Source organism: Lampropedia puyangensis (assembly GCF_004833285.1).
Taxonomy (GTDB): Bacteria; Pseudomonadota; Gammaproteobacteria; order Burkholderiales; family Burkholderiaceae_C; genus Lampropedia; species Lampropedia puyangensis.
In genome coordinates, this window is sequence record NZ_STFG01000010.1 from 21,297 (window position 1) to 43,579 (window position 22,283).

Annotated in this window: 17 protein-coding genes, 6 tRNA genes and 1 other RNA gene; 8 read left to right on the forward strand and 16 right to left on the reverse strand. The window is 52.8% G+C overall.

The window, feature by feature from the left end; translation table 11 throughout:
- Window positions 1-15 precede the first annotated feature (15 nt).
- A complete protein-coding gene (locus tag E9531_RS10060; protein ID WP_136573636.1) occupies window positions 16-1,260 on the reverse strand; it encodes a branched-chain amino acid ABC transporter substrate-binding protein in 1,245 nt (414 codons plus the stop codon).
- 436 nt (window positions 1,261-1,696) lie between these two features.
- Here E9531_RS10060 and bktB point away from each other — a divergent pair, with 436 nt between their 5' ends.
- The 5 genes from bktB (at window position 1,697) to ffs (ending at window position 6,287) form a co-directional block, all read left to right on the forward strand.
- Window positions 1,697-2,881, forward strand: coding sequence for a beta-ketothiolase BktB (bktB, locus tag E9531_RS10065; RefSeq protein ID WP_136573637.1), 1,185 nt, complete (start codon window positions 1,697-1,699; stop codon window positions 2,879-2,881).
- A gap of 310 nt (window positions 2,882-3,191) precedes the next feature.
- Entirely contained in the window at window positions 3,192-4,181 is a 990-nt protein-coding gene (locus E9531_RS10070) for an ABC transporter substrate-binding protein (RefSeq protein ID WP_136573638.1), read from the forward strand.
- A 180-nt stretch (window positions 4,182-4,361) separates the two neighbouring features.
- Entirely contained in the window at window positions 4,362-5,249 is an 888-nt protein-coding gene (locus tag E9531_RS10075; protein ID WP_136573639.1) for an ABC transporter permease, read from the forward strand.
- Between the two features lie 22 nt (window positions 5,250-5,271).
- The gene (locus E9531_RS10080) at window positions 5,272-6,066 is read left to right on the forward strand and encodes an ABC transporter ATP-binding protein (protein ID WP_136573640.1); all 795 of its coding nucleotides are present in this window, start codon (window positions 5,272-5,274) and stop codon (window positions 6,064-6,066) included.
- A 125-nt stretch (window positions 6,067-6,191) separates the two neighbouring features.
- An RNA gene (ffs, locus tag E9531_RS10085) (signal recognition particle sRNA small type) lies at window positions 6,192-6,287 on the forward strand.
- 451 nt (window positions 6,288-6,738) lie between these two features.
- Here the strand turns inward: ffs and E9531_RS17785 are convergent.
- Window positions 6,739-6,966, reverse strand: a complete 228-nt coding sequence (locus E9531_RS17785) for a hypothetical protein (RefSeq protein WP_244610067.1) — start codon at window positions 6,964-6,966, stop codon at window positions 6,739-6,741.
- A 25-nt stretch (window positions 6,967-6,991) separates the two neighbouring features.
- Between E9531_RS17785 and rpoD the strand changes: the two genes are divergently transcribed.
- A complete protein-coding gene (gene rpoD, locus E9531_RS10090; RefSeq protein ID WP_244610068.1) occupies window positions 6,992-9,199 on the forward strand; it encodes an RNA polymerase sigma factor RpoD in 2,208 nt (735 codons plus the stop codon).
- Between the two features lie 413 nt (window positions 9,200-9,612).
- On the opposite strand, the gene earP is transcribed toward rpoD, so the two are convergent.
- Entirely contained in the window at window positions 9,613-10,908 is a 1,296-nt protein-coding gene (earP, locus tag E9531_RS10095; protein ID WP_136573642.1) for an elongation factor P maturation arginine rhamnosyltransferase EarP, read from the reverse strand.
- A gap of 132 nt (window positions 10,909-11,040) precedes the next feature.
- On the opposite strand from earP, the gene uvrC reads away from it, so the two are divergent.
- Both uvrC and E9531_RS10105 read left to right on the forward strand, forming a co-directional pair.
- A complete protein-coding gene (gene uvrC / locus E9531_RS10100) occupies window positions 11,041-13,179 on the forward strand; it encodes an excinuclease ABC subunit UvrC (protein WP_136573643.1) in 2,139 nt (712 codons plus the stop codon).
- A 77-nt stretch (window positions 13,180-13,256) separates the two neighbouring features.
- Window positions 13,257-14,462 (forward strand): phospholipase A, encoded by a 1,206-nt coding sequence (locus E9531_RS10105; protein ID WP_136573644.1) that lies wholly within the window; start codon window positions 13,257-13,259, stop codon window positions 14,460-14,462.
- A gap of 141 nt (window positions 14,463-14,603) precedes the next feature.
- On the opposite strand, the gene E9531_RS10110 is transcribed toward E9531_RS10105, so the two are convergent.
- From E9531_RS10110 to E9531_RS10170, 13 genes are all read right to left on the reverse strand, one after another.
- Window positions 14,604-14,680 (reverse strand) — tRNA-Asp (locus tag E9531_RS10110).
- 53 nt (window positions 14,681-14,733) lie between these two features.
- Window positions 14,734-14,809, reverse strand: a tRNA-Glu gene (locus E9531_RS10115).
- Window positions 14,810-14,854: 45 nt separating this feature from the next.
- Window positions 14,855-14,930, reverse strand: a tRNA-Ala gene (locus E9531_RS10120).
- 24 nt (window positions 14,931-14,954) lie between these two features.
- Window positions 14,955-15,031: transfer RNA gene (locus tag E9531_RS10125), tRNA-Asp, on the reverse strand.
- 52 nt (window positions 15,032-15,083) lie between these two features.
- Window positions 15,084-15,158 (reverse strand) — tRNA-Glu (locus E9531_RS10130).
- Window positions 15,159-15,162: 4 nt separating this feature from the next.
- Window positions 15,163-15,238: transfer RNA gene (locus E9531_RS10135), tRNA-Ala, on the reverse strand.
- A gap of 94 nt (window positions 15,239-15,332) precedes the next feature.
- Window positions 15,333-16,748 (reverse strand): glutamate--tRNA ligase, encoded by a 1,416-nt coding sequence (gene gltX, locus E9531_RS10140; protein WP_136573645.1) that lies wholly within the window; start codon window positions 16,746-16,748, stop codon window positions 15,333-15,335.
- Window positions 16,749-16,814: 66 nt separating this feature from the next.
- A complete protein-coding gene (locus E9531_RS10145; protein WP_136573646.1) occupies window positions 16,815-17,456 on the reverse strand; it encodes a LysE family translocator in 642 nt (213 codons plus the stop codon).
- Window positions 17,457-17,501: 45 nt separating this feature from the next.
- Complete coding sequence (locus E9531_RS10150) at window positions 17,502-18,728, reverse strand: O-succinylhomoserine sulfhydrylase (protein WP_211343412.1); 1,227 nt, start codon at window positions 18,726-18,728, stop codon at window positions 17,502-17,504.
- Between the two features lie 207 nt (window positions 18,729-18,935).
- The gene (gene rpsT / locus E9531_RS10155) at window positions 18,936-19,232 is read right to left on the reverse strand and encodes a 30S ribosomal protein S20 (protein ID WP_211343413.1); all 297 of its coding nucleotides are present in this window, start codon (window positions 19,230-19,232) and stop codon (window positions 18,936-18,938) included.
- Window positions 19,233-19,349: 117 nt separating this feature from the next.
- Entirely contained in the window at window positions 19,350-20,108 is a 759-nt protein-coding gene (locus tag E9531_RS10160) for an iron ABC transporter ATP-binding protein (RefSeq protein WP_136573648.1), read from the reverse strand.
- A gap of 85 nt (window positions 20,109-20,193) precedes the next feature.
- Window positions 20,194-21,210: an iron chelate uptake ABC transporter family permease subunit gene (locus E9531_RS10165; protein ID WP_342210856.1), complete on the reverse strand. Its 1,017-nt coding sequence runs from the start codon at window positions 21,208-21,210 to the stop codon at window positions 20,194-20,196.
- 5 nt (window positions 21,211-21,215) lie between these two features.
- A complete protein-coding gene (locus E9531_RS10170; protein WP_136573649.1) occupies window positions 21,216-22,238 on the reverse strand; it encodes an ABC transporter permease in 1,023 nt (340 codons plus the stop codon).
- Window positions 22,239-22,283: the final 45 nt, after the last annotated feature.

Sequence of the window (22,283 nt, forward strand, 5' to 3'; positions counted from 1 at the left end):
CATCAGGCATGCATATCAACTAGGGCGCTTCATTTCGCAAGTGGTTGGGGTGCTGGCATCTTCAAGCGGGTAATACTTCACAGGATGGAAAGAGTAGCCTGTGTTCTCGGAGGAATACGGCATCTCTGGCGTAGCCTTGGTCCAGCGGGAAATATAGAGGCCTTGCTGCAATTGGTGGTCGTCCTTGCGCATCTCAATTTCTTTATCCATGCCCTGAACGCGCAGGCCCTCCAAAGTCGCAGCCACTTTGATAGGCGCGGTCGATTGGGCTTTGGCCATGGCATTGGAGAGCAACGCATAGGCATTAAAAATCGATGCCGTGAACATGTCATCGTTCATGCGTTCTTTGAATCCTTTGGTGATTTCACCAATCGGGCCAGGCAAATTCATATGGTTGTACGACACCATATACACATTGCCCTCAGCACCAGGACCCAATGCAGTGGGCGTGCCTGTCACCCCTCCGTAATAGGTGAAGAACTTGACCTTGTTCAAGCCCGCGTCGTTGGCGGCCTTGATCAACAAAGCCAAGTCTGAGCCCCAGTTACCAGTAATCACTGCATCGGCGCCTGAGGCTCGAATTTTGGCAATGTAGGGAGCGAAATCACGCACTTGCGCCAACGGGTGCAGGTCTTCACCAACAATCTCGATGTCCGGGCGTTTTTCTTTCAGGTTGTCTTTGGCATACTTGGCGACTTGGTGCCCATGCGCATAGTTCTGGTTGATCAAAAAGACCTTTTTCACCTCTGGCAGGTCTTTGATGTAATCGGTCATCGCCTTCATTTTCATAGAGGTATCAGCATCTAAGCGGAAGTGCCAATAACTGCACTTGGAATTTGTCAGGTCCGGGTCCACTCCTGCATAGTTAAGGAAAAGCACTTCTTTGCCAGGATTGCGTGCATTGTGCCGCTCCAGCGCTTCCATGATAGCCAATGAGGCGCCTGAACCATTGCCCTGCACCACGTAGCGAATGTCTTGGTCGATCACCCCTTTGAGCAAACTGGCCGTCTCTTGAGGGCTGAGTTTGTTGTCCAGGCCAATCACTTCAAATTTCACCCCAGCCGGGTTCAACTCAGGGTGGTTATTAAAGTACTCAGCAATGTATTGGTAGCTCTTGAGCTGGTTGGACCCCAACGCGGCCATCAGGCCAGACAGCGGATCAAGCCATGCAATTTTGACGGTCTCCCCCTTTTGGGCCATGACCGTACCACTGAAAGCCACCAATGCCGCCAATGCGGTAGCGCGAAAAGCGATTTTCATACCATGTGTCTCCATTTCAAGTTGTTATCGACCACCAGCCAAAGCCACGCGGCGGTGACCAAGTACGCTGCCCTGCCACGCGTTGCGATCCATCTGATGACACGTTTCACCCTGCAGCACAGCTGCGAGACATGAAAAATCATTCCTTTCACAACGCATTGACCAAACAGTGCACGAGGTGCAGCGTATGGCGCGCCCTACCAACTCCCAATGGGACAAGCCCTTAGATACGCATGATGCGTGTCACCAAGATGACTATTTTGCAATGCAACATAGGGAAAAGCCATGACAGCCTACTGCAGGGTTTCCGTGTCATCATATGGATATGTTTGGAGCGCAATAACGCCCTCTAACCCCAAGCGCCTGCCTATGTCTCGGCATACACACTGCCCTGCTTCGTATTCAGGCCTTTTCATCGTCCAAAGGAGTCTTCTTTATGAGTCGCGAAGTTGTAGTTGTCAGCGCCGTCCGTACTGCCATTGGTACTTATGGTGGAAGCCTGAAAGACATTCCACCAACTGCCTTGGGAGGGTTGGTGGTCAAAGAAGCGTTGGCCAAGGCGCAACTGGAAGGCAAAGAAGTCGGCCATGTTGTGGTTGGCCACGTCGTGAATACAGAGCCGCGTGACATGTACCTCTCACGCGTAGCTGCCATTGAAGGCGGTTGCCCCATTGAAACGCCCGCGTTCAACGTGAACCGTCTTTGCGGTTCAGGCCTGCAAGCGGTGGTTTCAGCCAGCCAAAGCATTTTGCTCGGCGACTGCGATGTGGCCATTGGTGCTGGCGCTGAGAGTATGAGCCGCGCACCATACGCCAGCTTGAACACCCGCTGGGGCGCCCGTATGGGTGACGTTACCTTGGTGGACATGATGGTGGGAGCGCTACACGACCCCTTCAAAAACATCCACATGGGTGTGACAGCAGAGAACATTGCCGCCAAATGGGGCATCAGCCGCGACGAGCAGGATGCCTTAGCCGTAGAAAGCCACAACCGCGCCGAGCACGCCACCGCCAACGGCTACTTCAAAGACCAAATCATTCCCGTCACGCTCAAGTCTCGCAAGGGTGATGTGGTGTTTGATACGGATGAGCATTTCCGTACAGGCGCCAAAACAGAAGACTTCGCAAAGCTCAAACCGGTCTTTCAAAAAGAGAACGGCTCCGTCACTGCGGGCAATGCATCAGGACTGAATGACGCGGCTGCCGCAGTGGTATTGATCGAAGCAGGAGCCGCCCAACGCAAAGGCTTGAAACCACTGGCACGCCTGGTTTCCTATGCGCACGCAGGTGTTGAACCCAGTTACATGGGCATTGGCCCTGTCCCCGCCACCCAATTGGCCTTGAAAAAAGCAGGGCTGACAGTCGCAGACCTCGATGTCATTGAGGCCAACGAGGCCTTTGCAGCACAAGCCTGCGCCGTTACACGCGACTTAGGCCTTGACCCCGCCAAGGTCAACCCCAATGGCTCAGGCATCTCGCTAGGGCACCCTATTGGTGCGACTGGCGCCTTGATTACGGTCAAAGCCATCCATGAACTTCAGCGCATCCAAGGGCGATATGCATTGGTCACCATGTGTATTGGTGGCGGGCAAGGTATTGCGGCCATTTTCGAACGCCTATAACGCTAAGCAAGCGAAGCTGCTGCATTCACTAACACAATCAAGGGCACTGATGTGCCCTTTTCCTTTATGCGCTGTCGTTGCTCGACATATCCGGCAGCCAGCAAAAATGGCATATTTTCTGCTTAAATCCTGTGTAAGAAGCGCCACCGCTTAGTAATTGCCCTCATGACTCAAGCATCCACTTGAAGGTTTCGCCCCAGTAAATTCAGTTACGATGCGGGCTCGCAAATGGGTTGCCGTCTGTTGCCAGTATGACAAAATCAAACCTTGGCAGAGGGTTGTTGAAATATTTTGATTGAAGGACATTTCCATGAAAACACGTACGAGTGCTGCTCGCCGTCAATTGCTTCAAATCTCTGCAGCAGCATTGCTGGGCTTAGGGGTGATTGCTAGCCCTGCGGCATATGCACAAACCAAGTCGGTTGCGGTGACCGCCATCGTAGAACACCCTGCTTTGGATTCTGTGCGAGACGGGATTAAAGAAGAGCTTGAGGCCAACGGCTTCACTGGCGACAAACTCAAATGGCAATACCAAAGCGCGCAAGGCAATCCAGGCACAGCCGCGCAAATTGCACGCAAATTCATTGGCGAAAAATCTGATGTAATCGTGGCCATTGCAACGCCATCAGCACAAGCCGTGGTGGCAGCCACCAAGGAAATTCCAACCGTTTATTCCGCCGTGACAGACCCCGTCGCAGCACAGTTGGTCAAGGGATGGGAAGCCACTGGCACCAACGTGACCGGCGTTTCTGATGCCCTCTCGCTAGAAGACCAAGTTGGCTTGATCAAGAAAATCGTGCCCAATGTCAAACGCATTGGCATGGTCTACAACCCAGGTGAAGCCAATTCTGTCGTGGTGGTAGAAGAACTCAAACGCATCTTGCCAGCGCAAGGCATTGAGTTGGTCGAATCCACAGCGCCTCGTACAGTAGACATCACGGCTGCAGCACGTAACTTGGTTGGAAAAGTGGATGTGATTTACACCAACACCGACAACAACGTTGTTTCTGCCTATGAATCGTTGGTCAAAGTCGCCACTGACGCCAAGATTCCTCTGGTGGCTTCCGACACAGACAGCGTCAAGCGCGGTGCGATTGCGGCCTTCGGCATTGACTACAAAAATCTGGGGCGCCAAACCGGCAAACTGGTTGTTCGCATTCTCAACGGCGAACAGCCCGGCACCATTCCTTCCGAGCGAAGCACTAAAATGGAACTGTATGTGAATCCAAAGGCGGCCAAAGCCCAAGGCGTCACATTGTCTGAAGAGCTCATCAAATCAGCCAAAGAAGTGATTGAATAACCATTTGGATGACTGAGGACTCTGGAGAGTCTGCCCACTGTTGATCTGGGGCAGACTCTCCATTTTGTTTTCTATCTCATACTTCTGCGCACTGCCCATATTGCTACGGTTTGCCAACCACCAAAAGCGAACTATGCTAGGGCAACGCAATGCATACAACGACAAAGAAAGCCAGTTGCGATGACGTTTTACGCTTTCATGGGGTCAATGGAAATCGGCCTGATTTTTGGCTTGGTTGCGCTCGGCGTGCTGATTTCCTTTCGGATCCTCAACTTCCCAGACCTTACCGTTGACGGATCATTCCCGTTAGGCGGAGCAGTGGCTGCCACACTGATCTCCAGCGGAACAAACCCTTTTCTGGCCACGGCCATTGCCACTTTTGCCGGAGCCATGGCGGGCTTTATGACCGGTTGGCTTAACGTCAAACTCAAAATCATGGATTTGCTTGCAGGCATTTTGATGATGACTGCGCTGTACTCCATCAACTTGCGCATCATGGGTAAACCCAATGTTCCGTTGATCTTTGAGCCTACCGTATTCACCATACTCATGCCCGGCATATGGGCTGACTACATTGAAAAACCACTGATCTTGCTGATCATCGTGCTGATGGCCAAGATCGTTCTGGACTGGTATTTTTCATCTGAACGCGGTCTGGCCATGCGCGCCACCGGCGCCAACGCCCGCATGGCCAATGCACAAGGTGTTGCCACCAACCGGGCCAAACTGGTTGGCTTAGCGATCTCGAATGCCCTAGTCGCCCTTGGCGGTGCACTGTTTGCCCAAAGCCAAGGCGGTTCTGACATTTCGATGGGAATTGGAACCATCGTGATTGGCTTGGCCGCAGTGATTATTGGCGAGAGCGTTCTGCCATCGCGCAAAATTCTCTGGGCTACTTTGGCCGTCATCATTGGTGCGGTGCTGTACCGTTTCTTCATTGCACTGGCCCTCAACAGCAGTTGGATTGGCTTGAAATCTCAGGATTTGAACCTCATCGCCTCAGCCCTCGTGGTGCTGGTATTGGTGTTCCCTATCTTGAAGCGTCGGCTCAAAGCGCTGACGAAGTAACCCCATATCCAAAAGGTCAACCATGCTCAAAGCACACGACTTGCGCATCACATTCAATCCCGGGACCCCAATTGAAAACCCCGCGCTGCGGGGCGCTAGCTTGGACATCCCTTCTGGACAATTCGTCTCAGTCATTGGCTCCAACGGCGCGGGAAAATCCACCTTTCTCAATGCCATCTCTGGCGACCTGATCATGGACTCAGGCACTATTGAAATCGATGGCATTGACGTCAGCAAAAAACAGGCTTGGCAACGCGCCAATCTGGTTGCTCGTGTGTTTCAAGATCCCATGGCTGGCACGTGCGAAGCATTGACAATCGAAGAGAACATGGCTTTGGCAATGGCACGCGGCAGAAAACGCCGTTTTGGCTTTGCACTGAACAAGCAAAATCGCGAAATTTTTCGCGAAAAACTGGCCATTCTTAACTTAGGGCTGGAAAACCGCCTGACCGATCGCATTGGTTTACTCTCTGGCGGACAACGCCAGGCAGTCAGCCTGCTGATGGCCTCATTACAGCCCTCGCGTATCTTGTTGCTCGATGAACACACGGCTGCGCTCGACCCGAAAACTGCCGCCTTTGTCCTTGAACTCACCGCTCGCATCATTGAAGAAAGCAAGCTCACCGCCATGATGGTGACCCACAGCATGCGCCAGGCGCTGGACTACGGCAGTCGCACCGTCATGCTTCACCAAGGCAAGGTCGTCTTGGACGTCAGTGGCCCAACGCGCAGTGGCATGGATGTTCCAGACCTGCTGCACATGTTCGAGCGTACTCGAGGTGAGAAAATTTCTGACGATGCACTGTTGCTGGGCTGAATGCCCTCACGCAATGGCTTTTATTGCCATAACGACCAAGGCCAGAGTTCAATCCAACACGCTCTGTACAGTCAATCGTGGCTGGATTGAATTCAGGCCCGTCTGAATCGATTACAATCGCCTGCGACGGGCCTCCCCGCATGGTGAAACAGCCAACCGGGTCAGGTGGGGAACCAAGCAGCCCTAACTGCGTAGTCAGTGCCGGGGTAAGGCTCGTCACCTTTCATCTTTGTCGTTCTTATATACACAAGAATGCACTTCTTCATGGCGCTCACGGCCGCCAACTCGCAAATCCAGCCTCCTTGCCTCGTCATCGGGCATACTGCACGCCCTGTACCCATTGCCGCCACACGGCAGCCAGCCGCAAGTCTTTAGCAGAGTTGACGTACTTTTAACGTCGACTCATCTTGAAATGCAGCCAATCGTTATAATATACGTTGCAGTTGCAAGTGCGACAGCAGCACCTCCGGAGCAGGCAAGCGTGACCAGGACCTCACCGCCTCAATACCCGCAAGGACTGCATACCAAATGTTCGCCCACCATTCTTGCGCCTATTTCTCTGTTGACTGTGTTGACATGCCTCGTTCTGCGGGGCGCTGACGTTTCTCCTGCGCAATTGGATGGTTTTAGAAGCTATTGCAATTGATCGGGAGAATTGAATTTCTGTCCTATTCACCGATGAGATTGCACTATGGCCACCAGCAAGAAAACTTCGGCATCCGCCAAGTCCTCCAACTCCTCTGCCACCAAAAGCAGTAAAGCCAGCACTAGCTCGGCCAAAGCGAAGGCAGACAACGCGGTCTCTGTTGCGCAATCCACATCGGTTAAAAAGACTTCGGCGGCAGCCAAAAAAACCAACACTGCAAGCACTAAAACTGCTTCAGCGGCGGTCAAAGCCACCAAGTCTGCAACTCTCCCCAAAACTGTGACAAACGACAAAAAGCCCACTGCTAAAACTGCAGCCAAAAAAACAACTAAAGCCGCTGATAACGATCTAGAACTCGGCGAAGAATCTTTAACGAAGAAGCCCAAAGCAGCCACCAAGGCAGCAGGCACTCGTGGTAAGAAAAAAACTGGTAAAGACGATAAAAAAGGCAAAGCCAGCTTTGATGACGAAGATGACCTCGATCTAGACAGCGACCTCGAGATCGAAGAAGAAACAGAAGAAGTCGTTGAAGAGGAAACCTCCAGCGACAGCAGTACCGAAAAAGCCAAACCACTGCGCATGAAAATCAGCAAGGCCAAAGAACGGGCCTTGATGAAAGAATTCGGACTGGATGAAGGCGTCATTTCTGAAGAGGAAGACCGCGAACGCCGCGAGCGCCTCAAAACCCTGATCAAGATGGGCCGCACACGTGGCTACTTGACCCATGGTGAGATCAACGACCATTTGCCCGACAAACTGGTAGAGACTGAAACGCTGGAAGTGGTTGTCTCCCTGCTGCGTGATATGGGTGTGGACGTCTACGAGCAAACCCCTGACGCAGAAACACTGCTACTGAACAACTCCGGTCAAAACATCACCACGGAAGAAGAGGCCGAAGAAGAAGCGGAAGCAGCCCTCTCCAACGTAGACAGCGAATTCGGCCGCACCACCGACCCCGTGCGTATGTACATGCGCGAAATGGGTACGGTTGAACTGCTGACCCGCGAAGGCGAAATTGAAATCGCCAAACGCATTGAAGGCGGCATGCAGGACATGATGGAGGCCATCAGCACCTCCCCTGCCATCATTGCAGCCGTCCTGAACATGGGCGAAGAAATTCGTGAAGATAAAGCCTTGATCACGACCATCGTTGACGGTTTTGTCGATCCCGATGAAGCCGATGACTTCGTGGCCGAAGAAGACTTCGATGAATTTGACGAAGACGACGATGACGACGGCAAAGGCGGCTCAAAAGCCATGACCAAACGTCTTGAAGAGCTCAAGAACAAGGCCATGGAACACTTTGACCGCCTGCGTGGCCTGTTTGAAGGCCTGCATCAAGCGTACGACAAGCACGGATGGGGCTCCAAACAATACAGCGAGCAACAAGCGGCTGTCACCCGCGAGCTGATGTCGATTCGCTTTACTGCAAAAACGATTGATACGCTGTGCGACATGGTGCGCGATCAAGTCAAATCGATTCGCGATTCCGAGCGCAAAATCAAGGCTATCGTTGTCGACAAATGCGGCATGCCACAAGCGCGCTTCATCAAAGATTTCCCACCAAACCTGCTCAATCTGCAATGGGTGGAAAAAGAAGCTGCCGCCAGCCAGAAATGGAGCGACGTGCTGGGACGCAATATTCCTGATGTGCAAGAACTCCAGCAAGGTCTGCTTGATTTGCAAAACCAAGTGGTTGTGCCGCTTGATGAACTCAAGAACATCAACAAGCGCATGTTGGCAGGTGAGAAAGCGTCACGCGATGCCAAAAAGGAAATGACCGAGGCCAACTTGCGTTTGGTTATTTCGATTGCGAAGAAGTACACCAACCGCGGCCTGCAATTCTTGGATTTGATTCAAGAAGGCAACATCGGCTTGATGAAGGCCGTCGACAAGTTTGAATTCCGCCGAGGCTTCAAGTTCTCCACGTATGCCACTTGGTGGATTCGCCAGGCCATTACACGCTCAATTGCCGACCAAGCCCGCACCATTCGTATTCCGGTGCACATGATCGAGACCATCAACAAGATGAACCGGATCTCGCGCCAGCACTTGCAGGAGTTCGGCTACGAGCCTGATGCCTCCATCTTGGCCGAGAAAATGGAGATTCCTGAGGACAAGATCCGCAAGATCATGAAAATCGCCAAAGAACCCATTTCGATGGAAACACCGATTGGCGACGATGACGACTCGCACTTGGGTGACTTCATTGAAGACACCAACAACACCGCGCCAATGGATGCAGCCATGCAAGCGGGCTTGCGCGATGTAGTCAAAGACATTCTCGACTCCCTCACACCACGCGAAGCCAAAGTGCTGCGCATGCGTTTTGGTATTGAGATGAGCACTGACCACACGTTGGAGGAAGTGGGTAAACAGTTTGACGTAACCCGTGAGCGCATTCGTCAAATCGAGGCAAAAGCACTGCGCAAACTCAAACACCCGAGCCGCTCAGACAAGCTGCGCAGCTTTATCGACAACTTGTAAAACCGTGCTTGAAGGTCTATTGAATGGATCTTTGAAGCCTGTGTGTAAAAGCCAATGCCCGCACTAGCGGGCATTTTTTGTGCTCTCCACTCTCTCGCCATGACTCAAAACGAGTTCGAGGCGCCACACTGGTCATACACAAGCCGTTTCTGCTCGTACTGCTCTCTCACGATCTTATCGAGCCCCAAGGTTTCCAATTTTTCACGGCATTCTTACCCCAATTCATTGACCCTAGTGAACCAAGTTTGCTGCAATATGCGGTGCTGGCCCTGCTATCTGCCTGCATTGATGTACTGGTCATGGCGGGCTATGCTTCATGCGGAAATTGCGCAGTCAAAATACTCCCCCCGCAAGGAATGAAACTCATCAACAAGGCCTGCGCTGGTGCCATGCCCATCTTGGCGTCCTGGTTGCTATTCGCTAGACGATCCACCCCTTAAGGCCAAGGAAGACTGACGTTCCACACCATGCAGTAAAGCTGTCGCCAAGTCTGGTTGCTGGCGAAGTCGCCTACGCGCCTCTTGCGCAGTCTCCCGCCACTGCTGCAGGTTCGCTTGCGTTGGCCACACGACTGCGCGAGCGGACTGCGGCAACGTATCACGCGTAGAAGGCATGAACTCATCCATCGCATTAAGTAGATGCATAGCCGCACGCCAATCTGCGCAGGCGCCCAACCAATTGAGAAAAGCATTGAGCTTGGCATGGTGGGCATTGTCTTCTTGCGGGTAAATATTCCACAAAAAAGGCTGGCCTGCCCATAAAGCACGTACGAGCGAGTCTTCACCACGCACGATATTGCAGTCACACGCCCAAAGGGCTTGATCGAATTCATCTTGACTGGTATGTGGTAAGGCATAAACAGTCAATCTGCCATGCTTGAGCACCTCTGCTTTCGCCTCGCCCCAGCCCAAATTTTGCCAGCATTGCCGCAGCCAAGTTTGTGAACGTCCTGCCATGGCCAGCACCACAACATCACCACCACCCGAAGCCCATTCGCTAAGCCACTGCGGCAAACAGGCTGGCTCATATGCAAAAAGGCTGATCCACTGCGCATCGCACTGGCTGGCTAATGCAGCAGGCCCGCAATCTGAAAACTGCGCATGATGCAATTGGTGTGCTGCAACAGTTTGCGCACGCCACTGCATGCGGTCAAACACAGCTTGCCGGTCAAGCACATCCAGCTCGCGCAGCAAGCCACCGGTTAGTGCCGTAAAACCTGGATAGAAAAAAGTTTTGGTTTGCCCCTTGGCCAGACCAAACATGATGGGCGACTGCAGCATGTGCATGCGCTCGACATAAGGCTCGGCAGAGAGGTATTCAAGGTTTAACCACACAGGCCAAATGCGCTGAGTAGGTACCGCGACTGGCGTAGTACAAGCCTCATCAACAGTGTCACAAAAGCCAATCTGAGAGGCTAAAGCTTGCAGGTAAACATCGGGGATATCACAGCCAAAGGCCTCGACCAACACGTCCGGAAAATGAAAGCCCTCATGCACAATAGCCGTTTTCTGCGCTTGCACCGCAGGCCAAACCATGACCTCAATGGCGGGATGATGGGAAAAATCAGGAGCCATCCATTGCAGAGGGCTCGCGTCGTCCATCCATAAACGCACACGTTGCCCCAATTGGGCCAAGTTGGTGGCCAAACGCCAGCACACTCCGGCATCGCCATAATTGTCGATGACCTGACAAAATACATCCCATTGCATACATGCCTTTGTTATTCTGGCTACGCCAAGCTTGCATTGCGTGCCCTTTAGTCGCAATGCTCCAATCGGTATTGTGCCGATGGTTGCCTGCTCGCTGAAGCAATCGCAATCCGCCTCCCATATTTTTGTTTGATGACCGTTGATACCCCCACTCTCCAAATCCTGCTGCAGCAAGCATTGCAGTTGCCCCTATTGCCGGGCGTCTACCGGTACTTTGATGCCAACAACCAGCTGTTGTATGTAGGCAAAGCCAAGAACCTCAAGCGCCGTGTAAGCAGTTATTTCCAAAAAGATCATGGCGGCTCACGCATTGGGCATATGGTCAGCAAAATTGTGCGTATGGAAACCACAGTGGTGCGCTCAGAAGCAGAGGCGCTATTGCTGGAAAACAACCTGATCAAAACACAAAATCCGAAATACAACATTCTGTTCCGTGATGACAAGAGCTACCCCTATTTGAAAATCTCTGCCGTAGCAACACCCAAGCAGCCCTTACAGCAGTCACTTGCGGCTGAATGCTATCCACGCATCAGTTATTACCGCGGTGCCACAGACCGCAAACACCATTACTTCGGCCCTTACCCAAATGCCTGGGCCGTGAAAGAAACCATCCAACTGCTGCAGCGCGTGTTCATGCTGCGCACCTGCGAGGACACTGTATTCAATAACCGCACGCGTCCATGCTTGCTGCATCAGATCAAGCGGTGCACTGCCCCTTGCGTGGGACTGATCTCGCACGCTGACTACGTTGCCGACACTGAGCAAGCACAAGCACTGCTGCGCGGGCAGACTGATGCGTTGGTGCGCAAGCTGGAAGCGCGCATGATGGAACACGCCGAGAAAATGGAGTATGAGCAGGCCGCACAGGTGCGTGACCGCATTGTCTCACTGTCCACCGTGCTGCAGCAGCAATCGGTTGAAACCGTCGGCGATGCCGATGTGGACATCATCGCAGTGGTGCGCCAAGGCGGAAAAGCCTGTGTCAATCTGGCCATGGTTCGCGGTGGCCGCCATTTAGGCGACCGTGCATACTTTCCCAGTCAACTCGATGCCGCGTTGGCCATCACCACTGAATCAACGCAACCTGATATACAGACACAAGAAGCCCCCCTCTCTACCACAACACAAGACGAGTCAAACGCTACCGCGCCAAACCGCGAAGCACTCGTTGCCGCCACAGGCCCAGACATCAAACAAATCCCCCTATCTGCCGAAACACAAATTCTTGCAGCGTTTGTAGCCCAACATTACCTGAGCTACCCAGCCCCGCCTTTGCTGGTGAGCAGCGAGCCTATCGACAAAGACCTGCTGGCCATACTGTCGCAAGACGCAAGCAAAACGATTCGCAACGTCCACCAGCCGCGCGGAGAGCGCAAAACATGGCTGGATATGGCGCATAAAAATGCGCAATTGCAACTAGCCCGTCTGCTGTCTGAAGAGGGCTCACAAAAAGCCAGAACACAAGCGTTGGCCCAAGCCCTTGGACTCGACCTTGAAACCAGCGCACTCGATGAGCTGCGCATTGAATGCTTTGATATTTCACACACCGCAGGAGAAGCCACGCAAGCTTCATGTGTGGTGTTTGAGCAGCACAAAATGCAACCCGGTGAATACCGTCGCTACAACATCAGCGACATCACTGGGGGCGATGACTATGCCGCCATGCGCCAGGTATTAACGCGTCGCTATAGCAAAATCATGGAGGCCTTGCAGCAAGAAGACGAGCGCTTGCAGGTCGATCATAGTGATGCACCAAGCGTGGATGCCACAAGTATCGACACACCTCCAAACCCTCCCCAAGCCGGACGAGTCAAACTGCGCATGCCCGACTTAGTGCTCATTGATGGAGGCAAAGGCCAAATCTCCACCGCACGCGAAGTGTTTGAACAACTCGGTCTGGATATTGGTCTACTGGTGGGGGTTGAAAAAGGTGAAGGCCGTAAAGTCGGGCTTGAAGAGCTGGTATTTGCCGATGGCCGTGCCAAAGTGAGCCTCCCCCCTACCAGTGCGGCCCTGATGTTGGTTGCCCATATTCGGGATGAGGCACACCGCTTTGCCATTACAGGCATGCGTGCACAACGTGCTCGCGTCCGCACAGGCGCAAGCCGTCTGGAAGATGTGCCTGGCATTGGCCCCAAACGCCGGGCACGCTTACTGCAACGCTTTGGCGGCGTTCAAGGCGTCGCCAATGCCAGCGTACAAGACCTGATGACCGTAGATGGCATCTCCAGCGATCTGGCAGAAAGCATTTACCATGCGCTGCGGGGTTAACGCCCCTTTTATCTTCGCTCTTTCCTACTGAGCGTCGGTGATGCCCACCTAAATTCATCTGTACTGCACCCCATACTATGCTGGACTCACACTACTACACCTCCATCAAAGGCCTGTGTTTTGCAGGAATGTTGTGCACTGCAGCCAGCGTACAGGCGCAGGCCGCAGTGGCACAAACAGCACGCCCTGCAGAGCCACTACCATGGCAGCATTGCACCTCTAAGCAAGACAATGCAGAGCGATTAGCCTGCTTCGATGCGCTCGCAGCTTCTGCCTCTACAGAGGCCGCAAGCACCCCCAAAAGCGCGGCGTTAGCAACTACAAGTAGGGGAAGCAGCACTGAACACCCTGCACAACTGCCCACCCCAGCCGAACTCAAAGTCACCACGCTTGCCCCTCCTGCAGAGTCGGTCACAAGTGAAGGCTGCCGAGATACCCGTTTTGACACCACTTCACGCATGTGGGAACTGACCAGCGAGACCGATTGCGGTAACTTTCGCTTTCGTGGCTACCGCCCTATTTCGATCGGCCTGAGTGTTGGCAACAACATCAACCGGCAACCTTATTCACCTAGTCCTGAAAATGGCTTGGCCAATTACAACCACTACCAGCGCCATGAAGCCAGGCTACAACTGTCCATTCGCACCAAACTGGCCAGCAACCTCTTAACGCAAAGCAGCAGCAAACGCGACTCGTTGTGGTTTGGCTATACCTTGAATGCCAATTGGCAGGCATTCAATAGTGCGCTCTCACGCCCATTTCGCAATACCGACCACCAACCTGAATTCATGTATGTGTATCCACTCGAGTGGAAACTACCCGGCCAATTCAACGTGCGCTATGCAGGCCTAGGCATCAACCACCAATCCAATGGGCAAAGCAACCCGCTGTCTCGCAGCTGGAACCGTTATTACCTGATGCTGGGCGTTGATGTAGGCCAGAATGTACGACTGCAAACACGCCTATGGCAGCGCGTGAAAGAAAGTGCAGCCAAAGACGACAACCCCAACATCAGTGACTACATTGGCCGAGGCGAGTTTTCTGCCGCATGGGATGTGAATGAACGCAACACGCTCTCCATGACGCTGCGCCATTCACTGCGCAACAGTGCCAAAGGCTCAACACGCTTAGAGTGGTACCACACACTGGGCAACAACTTTGCAGGTGGTAAAAGCAATCTGCGTCTGTACACCAGCATTTTTTCCGGCTATGGGGATAGCTTGATTGACTACAACTATCGGCGCACCGTATTCTCGGTTGGATTTAGTTTGCTGGATTTTTAAACATCCAACACTGAATAGATGAAGCAACGACAGCAAGTAGCCCATCGCGCTGTCGTTAAGGCTAGCGTCCTTGTTCCGGCGAGTATGTCAGCCTCAAAAACAAAAAAGCCAATGCACTTTCGTACATTGGCTTTTATCTTGTGGCGGAGCGGACGGGACTCGAACCCGCGACCCCCGGCGTGACAGGCCGGTATTCTAACCAACTGAACTACCGCTCCACGGTAGGCAGCTTTCGTTGCATTCATGCAGAACACAACCAAGTGCTACAACTTGGCGACCCTACGGGGATTCGAACCCCGGTACCCACCGTGAAAGGGTGGTGTCCTAGGCCTCTAGACGATAGGGTCAAAGCCATGGATCATTTTTTCTTACAGAAAAAATACCGACTAACTTGGTGGAGGTAAGCGGGATCGAACCGCTGACCTCTTGCATGCCATGCAAGCGCTCTCCCAGCTGAGCTATACCCCCAAAAACCAACCATTTCAAAAACTTTGGCGGAGCGGACGGGACTCGAACCCGCGACCCCCGGCGTGACAGGCCGGTATTCTAACCAACTGAACTACCGCTCCACGGCAGGCAGCTTTATTGCATTCATGCAGAACACAACCAAGTGCTACAACTTGGCGACCCTACGGGGAATCGAACCCCGGTTACCGCCGTGAAAGGGCGATGTCCTAACCGCTAGACGATAGGGTCAAATTGGTGGAGGTAAGCGGGATCGAACCGCTGACCTCTTGCATGCCATGCAAGCGCTCTCCCAGCTGAGCTATACCCCCCAATATTTCACTTTCCGCCAATGCTTGAATTTAGGCTTTTGGCCTTTCATTAAATTCTCGTATCTGCGAAAGAGCGAGATTATGGCATGAAAAATTAGGCCTTCGAGAGAAATTCAATGACTTTTTTCTGTCCGAGTAATTCAAGCACCGCATCGACCGATGGCGTATGCGCCACGCCTACAGTCAACACGCGCACCGGCATGGCCAACTGCGGCATTTTCAGGCCCTGCTCTTTGAGTACCGTTTTGAATGTGGCGCTGATGGTTTCTTTGCTCCATGCGATATCAGCAAACGCTGCACGCAGCGCAGCAATGGCAGGACGCGCTGCGTCAGTCACATGCTGCTGATAGTCAGCTTCATTGATGACCGGCACATCCACATAGAACACCTGTGCCCATTGGGCCAAGTCTTCCAGTGTTTCACAGCGGTCTTTGAAGAGTGCAACAATGGAAGTCAGGTGTCCATCATCCAATGCAGCTTGTGCAATCCCCCGCGCAAGCAAACGCGGCTTAAGCAATACAACCAAGGCATCGTCATCCATCGCCTTCAGGTGTTGTGCATTGACCCAACGCAGCTTGGCCTCATCGAAGCGCGCGGCACTGCTACCCAAATGATCCAGATCAAACCATTGCAGGAATTGCTCTCTCGAGAAGATTTCGTCATCACCATGGCTCCAGCCCAAGCGCGCCAAATAGTTGATCATGGCATCTGCCAGGTAGCCTTCGTCTCGGTATTGCGTGACCGCTTTGGCACCATGGCGCTTACTAAGCTTCTCACCCTGCTCATTAAGAACGGTCGGCAAGTGCGCAAAAACGGGTGGCTCTTTGCCCAAGGCTTTAAAAATATTAATTTGGCGTGGCGTGTTATTAACATGGTCGTCGCCACGAATCACGTGGGTGATGGCCATGTCAATGTCATCCACCACGACACAAAAGTTGTAGGTGGGTGTGCCATCAGGACGAGCGATCACCAAATCGTCAAGTTCCTCATTGCTGACCTCGATGCGGCCTTTGACCTTGTCATCCCATACCACTGCGCCAGTAGTGGGATTTTTAAAGCGCAACACTGGCTGCACCCCTTCAGGAAGGGGCGGCAGCACTTTCCCCGGTTCGGGGCGCCAGGTGCCATCGTAGCGCGGCTTTTCTTTGGCAGCCATTTGCTTCTCGCGCAAAGCATCCAACTCCGCCATACTCATATAACAAGGGTAGACCGCGCCTTGTTCCTGCAATTGCTTGAGCACTTCTTTGTAACGATCCATTCGCTGCATTTGGTAGAACGGTCCCTCATCAGGGGTCATGCCTAGCCAACTCATGGATTCAAGGATGACATCCACCGAAGCTTGCGTGGAACGCTCCAAATCGGTGTCCTCAATCCGCAAAATGAAATCCCCCCCATTGGCGCGTGCAAACGCCCAAGGGTATAAGGCCGAGCGGATGTTGCCCAAATGAATAAAACCAGTTGGAGAGGGCGCAAAGCGCGTACGTACTTTATTTTCAGAAGAACTAGACATAGAGATTTCAATCTATACAAATGGACTTATTGCTCCGTAAGGAGCCTACAAGCAAAGCAAAACAACTTACGAGTGGGTTGCCGCGCCATGGACGATTTTTGCGCCAATAGCCCCCAATACCAAACCCGTGAATTTATCAATATAAAAGACGGTGCGATTGAACCACATGCGTACCGCGCCATGTGACAACACCAGCACAATCAAAGCGTCCCACGCAAATACGACCAGCACCATCCACAAACCTAAGCCCACTTTGAACGCGATAGCGACCTCCGGTGTCAGAACCAACGAAAACAGACTGAGATAAAACAGCAGGTTTTTCGGATTCAAAATACCCGAAGCAAAACCAATGACAGCCTCACGCCAGAAACTGGAAGCCCGCTCAATCGGCTCCGCTGCGGCCGCTTGCATTAAAAATGCATAGTCGCTCCTACGGGCACGCAGCGCCATCACACCCAACCACAATAAAAACAAACCACCCGCAATCCGTACGATCATCAGTAGGCCAGCAGATTGACTCAGCACCGTAGCCACCCCTAACAGGCACAACGCAATGTAGACACCGTTAGCAATCGCAATACCCGCAGGAACACCCAACGCCACACGCACAGGATGGCGTGCAGCACTGCGCACCACCATTAGGAAATCAGGCCCAGGGCTGAGCAGCGCCAGAAAATGTGCCAGCGCAACCGCAAGAAAAACTGACATAGATCACCTCTTAGTTAAACGATTGCGCAATGCATACACCCGCCTTCAAAGGCAAGCCAAACCACGCGCCAAATCGTCTTGAATATCCTTGGGATACTCCAGCCCAACAGAAACACGAATCAACCCCTGCCCCACGCCTGCGGCTTGGCGTTGCTCTTCCGACAAGCGGCCATGCGACGTGGTAGCGGGATGTGAGACCGTTGTTTTCGTGTCACCCAAATTCGTGGTCTTGCTGGCCACACGGCAATGATCGACGACAGCAAAAGCATTCGCCCTGAGCTGCTCAGGGGAGTCTCCACGCACATCAAAAGACAAAACTGCCCCCCCAAATCCACCTTGCTGTTGCATGGCCAGTGCATGCTGTGCGTGACTATCCAGACCAGGGTAATACACACGCGAAACGCTCGGATGCGCTTGCAGCCATTGCGCCAACTCCATGGCATTGCGGCTTTGCTCGCGCATGCGAATGAACAAAGTCTCCATTCCTTTTAACACTACCCAAGCGTTAAAAGGCGACAAATTAAAGCCCGCGCTACGAATAAAGGCGCCCAGTTTGTCTTGTACGAGGGTGCTCGGGCCGCAAACAGCCCCGGCCATCACGCGCCCCTGCCCTTCCAAAAATTTGGTACCAGAATGGATCACCAAATCAGCCCCAAAGCCAGCGGCGCGCTGCAATGCTGGGGTCAAGAAGGAGTTATCAACAGCCAGCCAAGCCCCTGCGTTATGCGCCAAGTTGGCCAACGCATGGATATCACATACATCAGTCAATGGGTTAGTAGGAGTTTCTGCAAACAGCAACTTGGTCGTGCCCGGACGGATGGCTGCTTTCCACTCCTGCAAATCCGTCTGAGACACAAACGTAGTCTCTACCCCAAAGCGCGCCAGTTCTGATCCCAAGAGTTTGATCGTCGAGCCAAACATGGAGCGTGAGGCAATGACATGGTCACCGCTTTTCAATAAGCCATATACCACTAAAGAAATGGCCGCCATTCCCGTTGCAGTACCAATCGCACATTCCGTTCCTTCTAAGCCCGCCAGACGCTGCTCGAAACTGGTCACTGTCGGGTTGGAGGTGCGGCTATAGGTATACCCCGGCTCCTCATTGGCAAAGCGGCGCGCCGAGGTCGCAGCATCAGGCTGCACATAGCTGCTGGTCAGAAACAAAGCTTCAGAATGCTCACCATATTGGCTACGCGCAATGGCTTGCCGCACCGCCAATGTTTGAGGATGCAGACCTTCAGGCAACTCGAAATCAGAAGAGGAATCAGTCACAGGGAATACCCCACTCAATACTCAAAGCCGTGTAGTTTATGCCTGTTTTAGCACAGGGCTATGGCTGAGGCCATCGCAGGCGCCAAACAAAAAGCCGTTTGGATTGCTCCAAACGGCTTTTGCTTGCAAACAGCGCACCTATTTCAAACGGCAAGTTGGCTTAGGCCAACTCGGGCTTTTTTATAACGGGTGCTTGAAGCCAGCGCTTCAGGCAGCTTTCACCAAGGCCTTGACCTTGGCAGACAGACGGCTCTTGTCACGAGCGGCCTTGTTTTTGTGGAAGATGCCTTTATCGGCCACAGAGTCGATCACGCTTTGCGCTTTGGCAAATGCGTCAACAGCTTTATCCTTGTCACCAGCCAAAACAGCTTTTTCCACATTCTTCACGAATGTGCGGTACTTGGAACGCAGCGATGTGTTAGCCACATTCAGCTTGATGTTTTGACGAGCGCGTTTGCGGCCAGAGGCCAAACGGGGGTTCTTTTTAACTGGCTTGGTTGCCATGATTCAATCCTTCAATTGTTTGGAGATGTTGTTTGCAAAACAGGAGATTATAGCGTGCTTACAGGCACACATGCAGTTTCCCCTGAACATCTGCAGAAAATGCACGTTACCGCACCATTAGCGGTAGTACACGCAAATGCGCTGCCCATTGATCTCATGCACGTCAATATCCAGCTCATACAGTGGCTGCAACACCTCTGGCCGCACCAACTCTTCTGGCGTCCCCATAAAGTCCAACTGCCCATTTTTCATGGCAACAATACAGTCCGAATACGCTGAAGCGAAGTTGATATCGTGAATCACCACCACAACCGTTTTTCCATGTGTATCCGCAAAATTGCGCAGCAAACGCATCATGGCCACTCCATGGTGCATATCAAGGTTATTAAGCGGTTCATCGAGCAAGATGTAGTCCGTATCTTGACACATCACCATGGCCACAAAAGCCCTTTGCCGCTGTCCGCCTGAAATCTCATCCAAATACCGATCAGCCAGTGCAGTGAGTTCCAGCATTTCCAGCGCATGGTCAATGTGACCCACATCTTGTGCAGTCAACCGACCTTTGGAATGCGGAAATCGGCCAAAGGCAATCAAATCACGCACGGTCAATCGCAAAGACATGGGATTATCTTGACGCAAAATGGCCAACTTTCTGGCCATGACATCACTGGGCGTGCTGCCCACGTCCATGCCATCAATGCGAATGCGCCCTTCATCCATCGGCATCAAACGGCTGATCATGGACAACAACGTGGACTTGCCTGCCCCATTGGGACCAATAAACGACGTCACGCCCCCTTTAGGGATCGTCAAGCTCACGCGATCCACAACAGCCGTTTGTCCATACCGCTTAGTGACACTCTCAACTTCAATCATTGCTGTCCTATCAAAAGATGGCCGCACCAAGTGTGGCTGCGCCTTTTGCCTTTGCTGTTCGCTCTACCATCGTGCGCGCTGGTGCTCAATGCCCTTTGCCCCGCAGGAGCAATAGCAAGAAAACCAATCCGCCCACAAACTCAATCACCATGCTCAACGCAGAGTTGTAGCCGAGCACGTGTTCAAGCACCAATTGCCCGCCAACCAAAGCGATAACCCCCAGTAAAACGGCTGCAGGCAAGGTATAGCGGTGGCGCATATTCCCCATCCATTGGTACGCTAAGTTACTCACCAGCAGCCCCAGAAAGGTAACGGGTCCAACCAGCGCTGTAGAAACCGAAACCAACACCGCAATGCAAAACAAAATCTGCATCACCCGTTTGGAATAATCCACGCCCAGGTTAATCGCAATATCCCGCCCCAAAGCGACAACGTCAAAGCTAAAGCGAATACGCCAAAGAAACGCCGTGACCACAACCAAAGCGATTGCCGAAGTAGCCAGCAAATCTATCGCGATCAGGTTGAAGCTGGCAAAAAAACGGTCTTGCAATGAACCAAATTCATTGGGATCTATAAGGCGCAGCATCAAACCCGTCAAGGCGCGAAACAACACCCCCAAGACAACCCCCACCAAGAGCATCAAATGCAAGCTGCGCACGGCGCCAGAGAAAAGCGTCCGAAACAGAATAAAGGCCATCAACACCATCACGCCCGTTTCACCCGCGAACTTCCAAGCAGGATTGAACGTGGACACCACCTGCATCCCAAATACATAAGCCAATGCGGTTTGAATCAACAAATACAAAGCATCAAAACCCATGATTGCAGGCGTCAAAATGCGGTTATGGGTGATGCTATGGAACAGTACCGTCGAAATACCCACCGCATAAGCAACCAGCACCATGGCGGCAAGCTTAGCCCCACGGTACTGCAATACAAACGCCCAATCAGCCTGAACCTGTATGGTCAAAAAGACCACAGCGCACAGCAGTGCAACTCCTGTCAACAGTGCAATACGAGCCCCTGGGCGGAACATCCTGCGGGAATCACGCGAGCCCCGTTGCGGGACACATCCACGAGATACGTGCGACGAAGAAGACATGGCGTTCATCCCAATTCTGTGCGCTTGCGCCACAGCAAACCCAAAAACAAGATGCTGCCCAAAACACCCATGATAGTGCCAATCGGGATTTCAAATGGGTGTATGACCAAGCGGCCAATGATGTCGCACAGCAGCATCAATGCGGCCCCTGAAAACGCAACCCAAATAACAGAACGCCGCATTCTGTCGCCCATGAAAAGACTGACAAGATTAGGAACAATCAAGCCAAGAAAAGGAATGACCCCCACCGTCACCACAATGGATGCAGTCACCATGGCCACAATCAGCAGCCCAATAAACATCCAACGCCCATAGTGCACCCCCAAACTGGTGGCCACGGACTCTCCCATGCCAATCACTGTGAAGCGATCAGCGGCAAAAAAAGCAGCCACCGTCAACGCAAGTGACACCCACAGTAGTTCATAGCGCCCCTGCAAAACGGCAGAGAAGTCGCCAACTGTCCAAGCACGAATGGCTTGCAACATATCAAAACGGTAGGCCAAAAAAGACGTCACCGCCTCAATCACCCCGGCAAAAACCAGGCCTACAAGCGGCACCAACAAAGCACTACGCATAGGTAAACGCTGCAAAATCAATAGAAAAATACCGGTTGCAGCCAAGGCGAAGCCACTTGCAACCAACATTTTTCCTAGCAATGCCATGCCCGGTGCAACCAGCGCCACCACCAGCATCCCCAGACTTGCAGCACTGACAGTGCCCACCGTCGCGGGCTCCACAAAACGGTTACGGGCCACCATTTGCATGATCATGCCTGCTACGGCAATACTGGCGCCAGCGAGCAGCAAAGCCAAAGTACGTGGAATACGGCTGATCAGAAGTACCTGCGAGACCACATCATCAGCACGAGGCTGGAGCACATCACGTAATGAAATACTGCTGGCTCCCACCAACGTGCTCCACAACGCCAACCCCGCCAACACCAGAAAAGCCAAAGCGTAGACCAGCCAACGTGCCCACGTCGTAGTTTGCTTGATAGGAGATTGTGAGGAGATTGGGCGAACAGACATGCAAAAGTCGAAACGAGAGCGCAACCGATCAACCGCTTGAATGCG

Excerpts from the sequence above, each read along its gene's own strand:
- gltX (WP_136573645.1), bottom strand. The coding sequence starts at position 16,748 with ATGTCTAGTTCTTCTGAAAATAAAGTACGTACGCGCTTTGCGCCCTCT.
- E9531_RS10160 (WP_136573648.1), bottom strand. The coding sequence starts at position 20,108 with ATGATTGAAGTTGAGAGTGTCACTAAGCGGTATGGACAAACGGCTGTT.
- E9531_RS10070 (WP_136573638.1), top strand. The coding sequence starts at position 3,192 with ATGAAAACACGTACGAGTGCTGCTCGCCGTCAATTGCTTCAAATCTCT.
- E9531_RS10165 (WP_342210856.1), bottom strand. The coding sequence starts at position 21,210 with ATGTCTTCTTCGTCGCACGTATCTCGTGGATGTGTCCCGCAACGGGGC.
- E9531_RS10105 (WP_136573644.1), top strand. The coding sequence starts at position 13,257 with ATGCTGGACTCACACTACTACACCTCCATCAAAGGCCTGTGTTTTGCA.
- E9531_RS10075 (WP_136573639.1), top strand. The coding sequence starts at position 4,362 with ATGACGTTTTACGCTTTCATGGGGTCAATGGAAATCGGCCTGATTTTT.
- bktB (WP_136573637.1), top strand. The coding sequence starts at position 1,697 with ATGAGTCGCGAAGTTGTAGTTGTCAGCGCCGTCCGTACTGCCATTGGT.
- uvrC (WP_136573643.1), top strand. The coding sequence starts at position 11,041 with ATGACCGTTGATACCCCCACTCTCCAAATCCTGCTGCAGCAAGCATTG.
- E9531_RS10145 (WP_136573646.1), bottom strand. The coding sequence starts at position 17,456 with ATGTCAGTTTTTCTTGCGGTTGCGCTGGCACATTTTCTGGCGCTGCTC.
- E9531_RS10060 (WP_136573636.1), bottom strand. The coding sequence starts at position 1,260 with ATGAAAATCGCTTTTCGCGCTACCGCATTGGCGGCATTGGTGGCTTTC.
- E9531_RS10170 (WP_136573649.1), bottom strand. The coding sequence starts at position 22,238 with ATGTCTGTTCGCCCAATCTCCTCACAATCTCCTATCAAGCAAACTACG.
- rpsT (WP_211343413.1), bottom strand. The coding sequence starts at position 19,232 with ATGGCAACCAAGCCAGTTAAAAAGAACCCCCGTTTGGCCTCTGGCCGC.
- earP (WP_136573642.1), bottom strand. The coding sequence starts at position 10,908 with ATGCAATGGGATGTATTTTGTCAGGTCATCGACAATTATGGCGATGCC.
- E9531_RS10080 (WP_136573640.1), top strand. The coding sequence starts at position 5,272 with ATGCTCAAAGCACACGACTTGCGCATCACATTCAATCCCGGGACCCCA.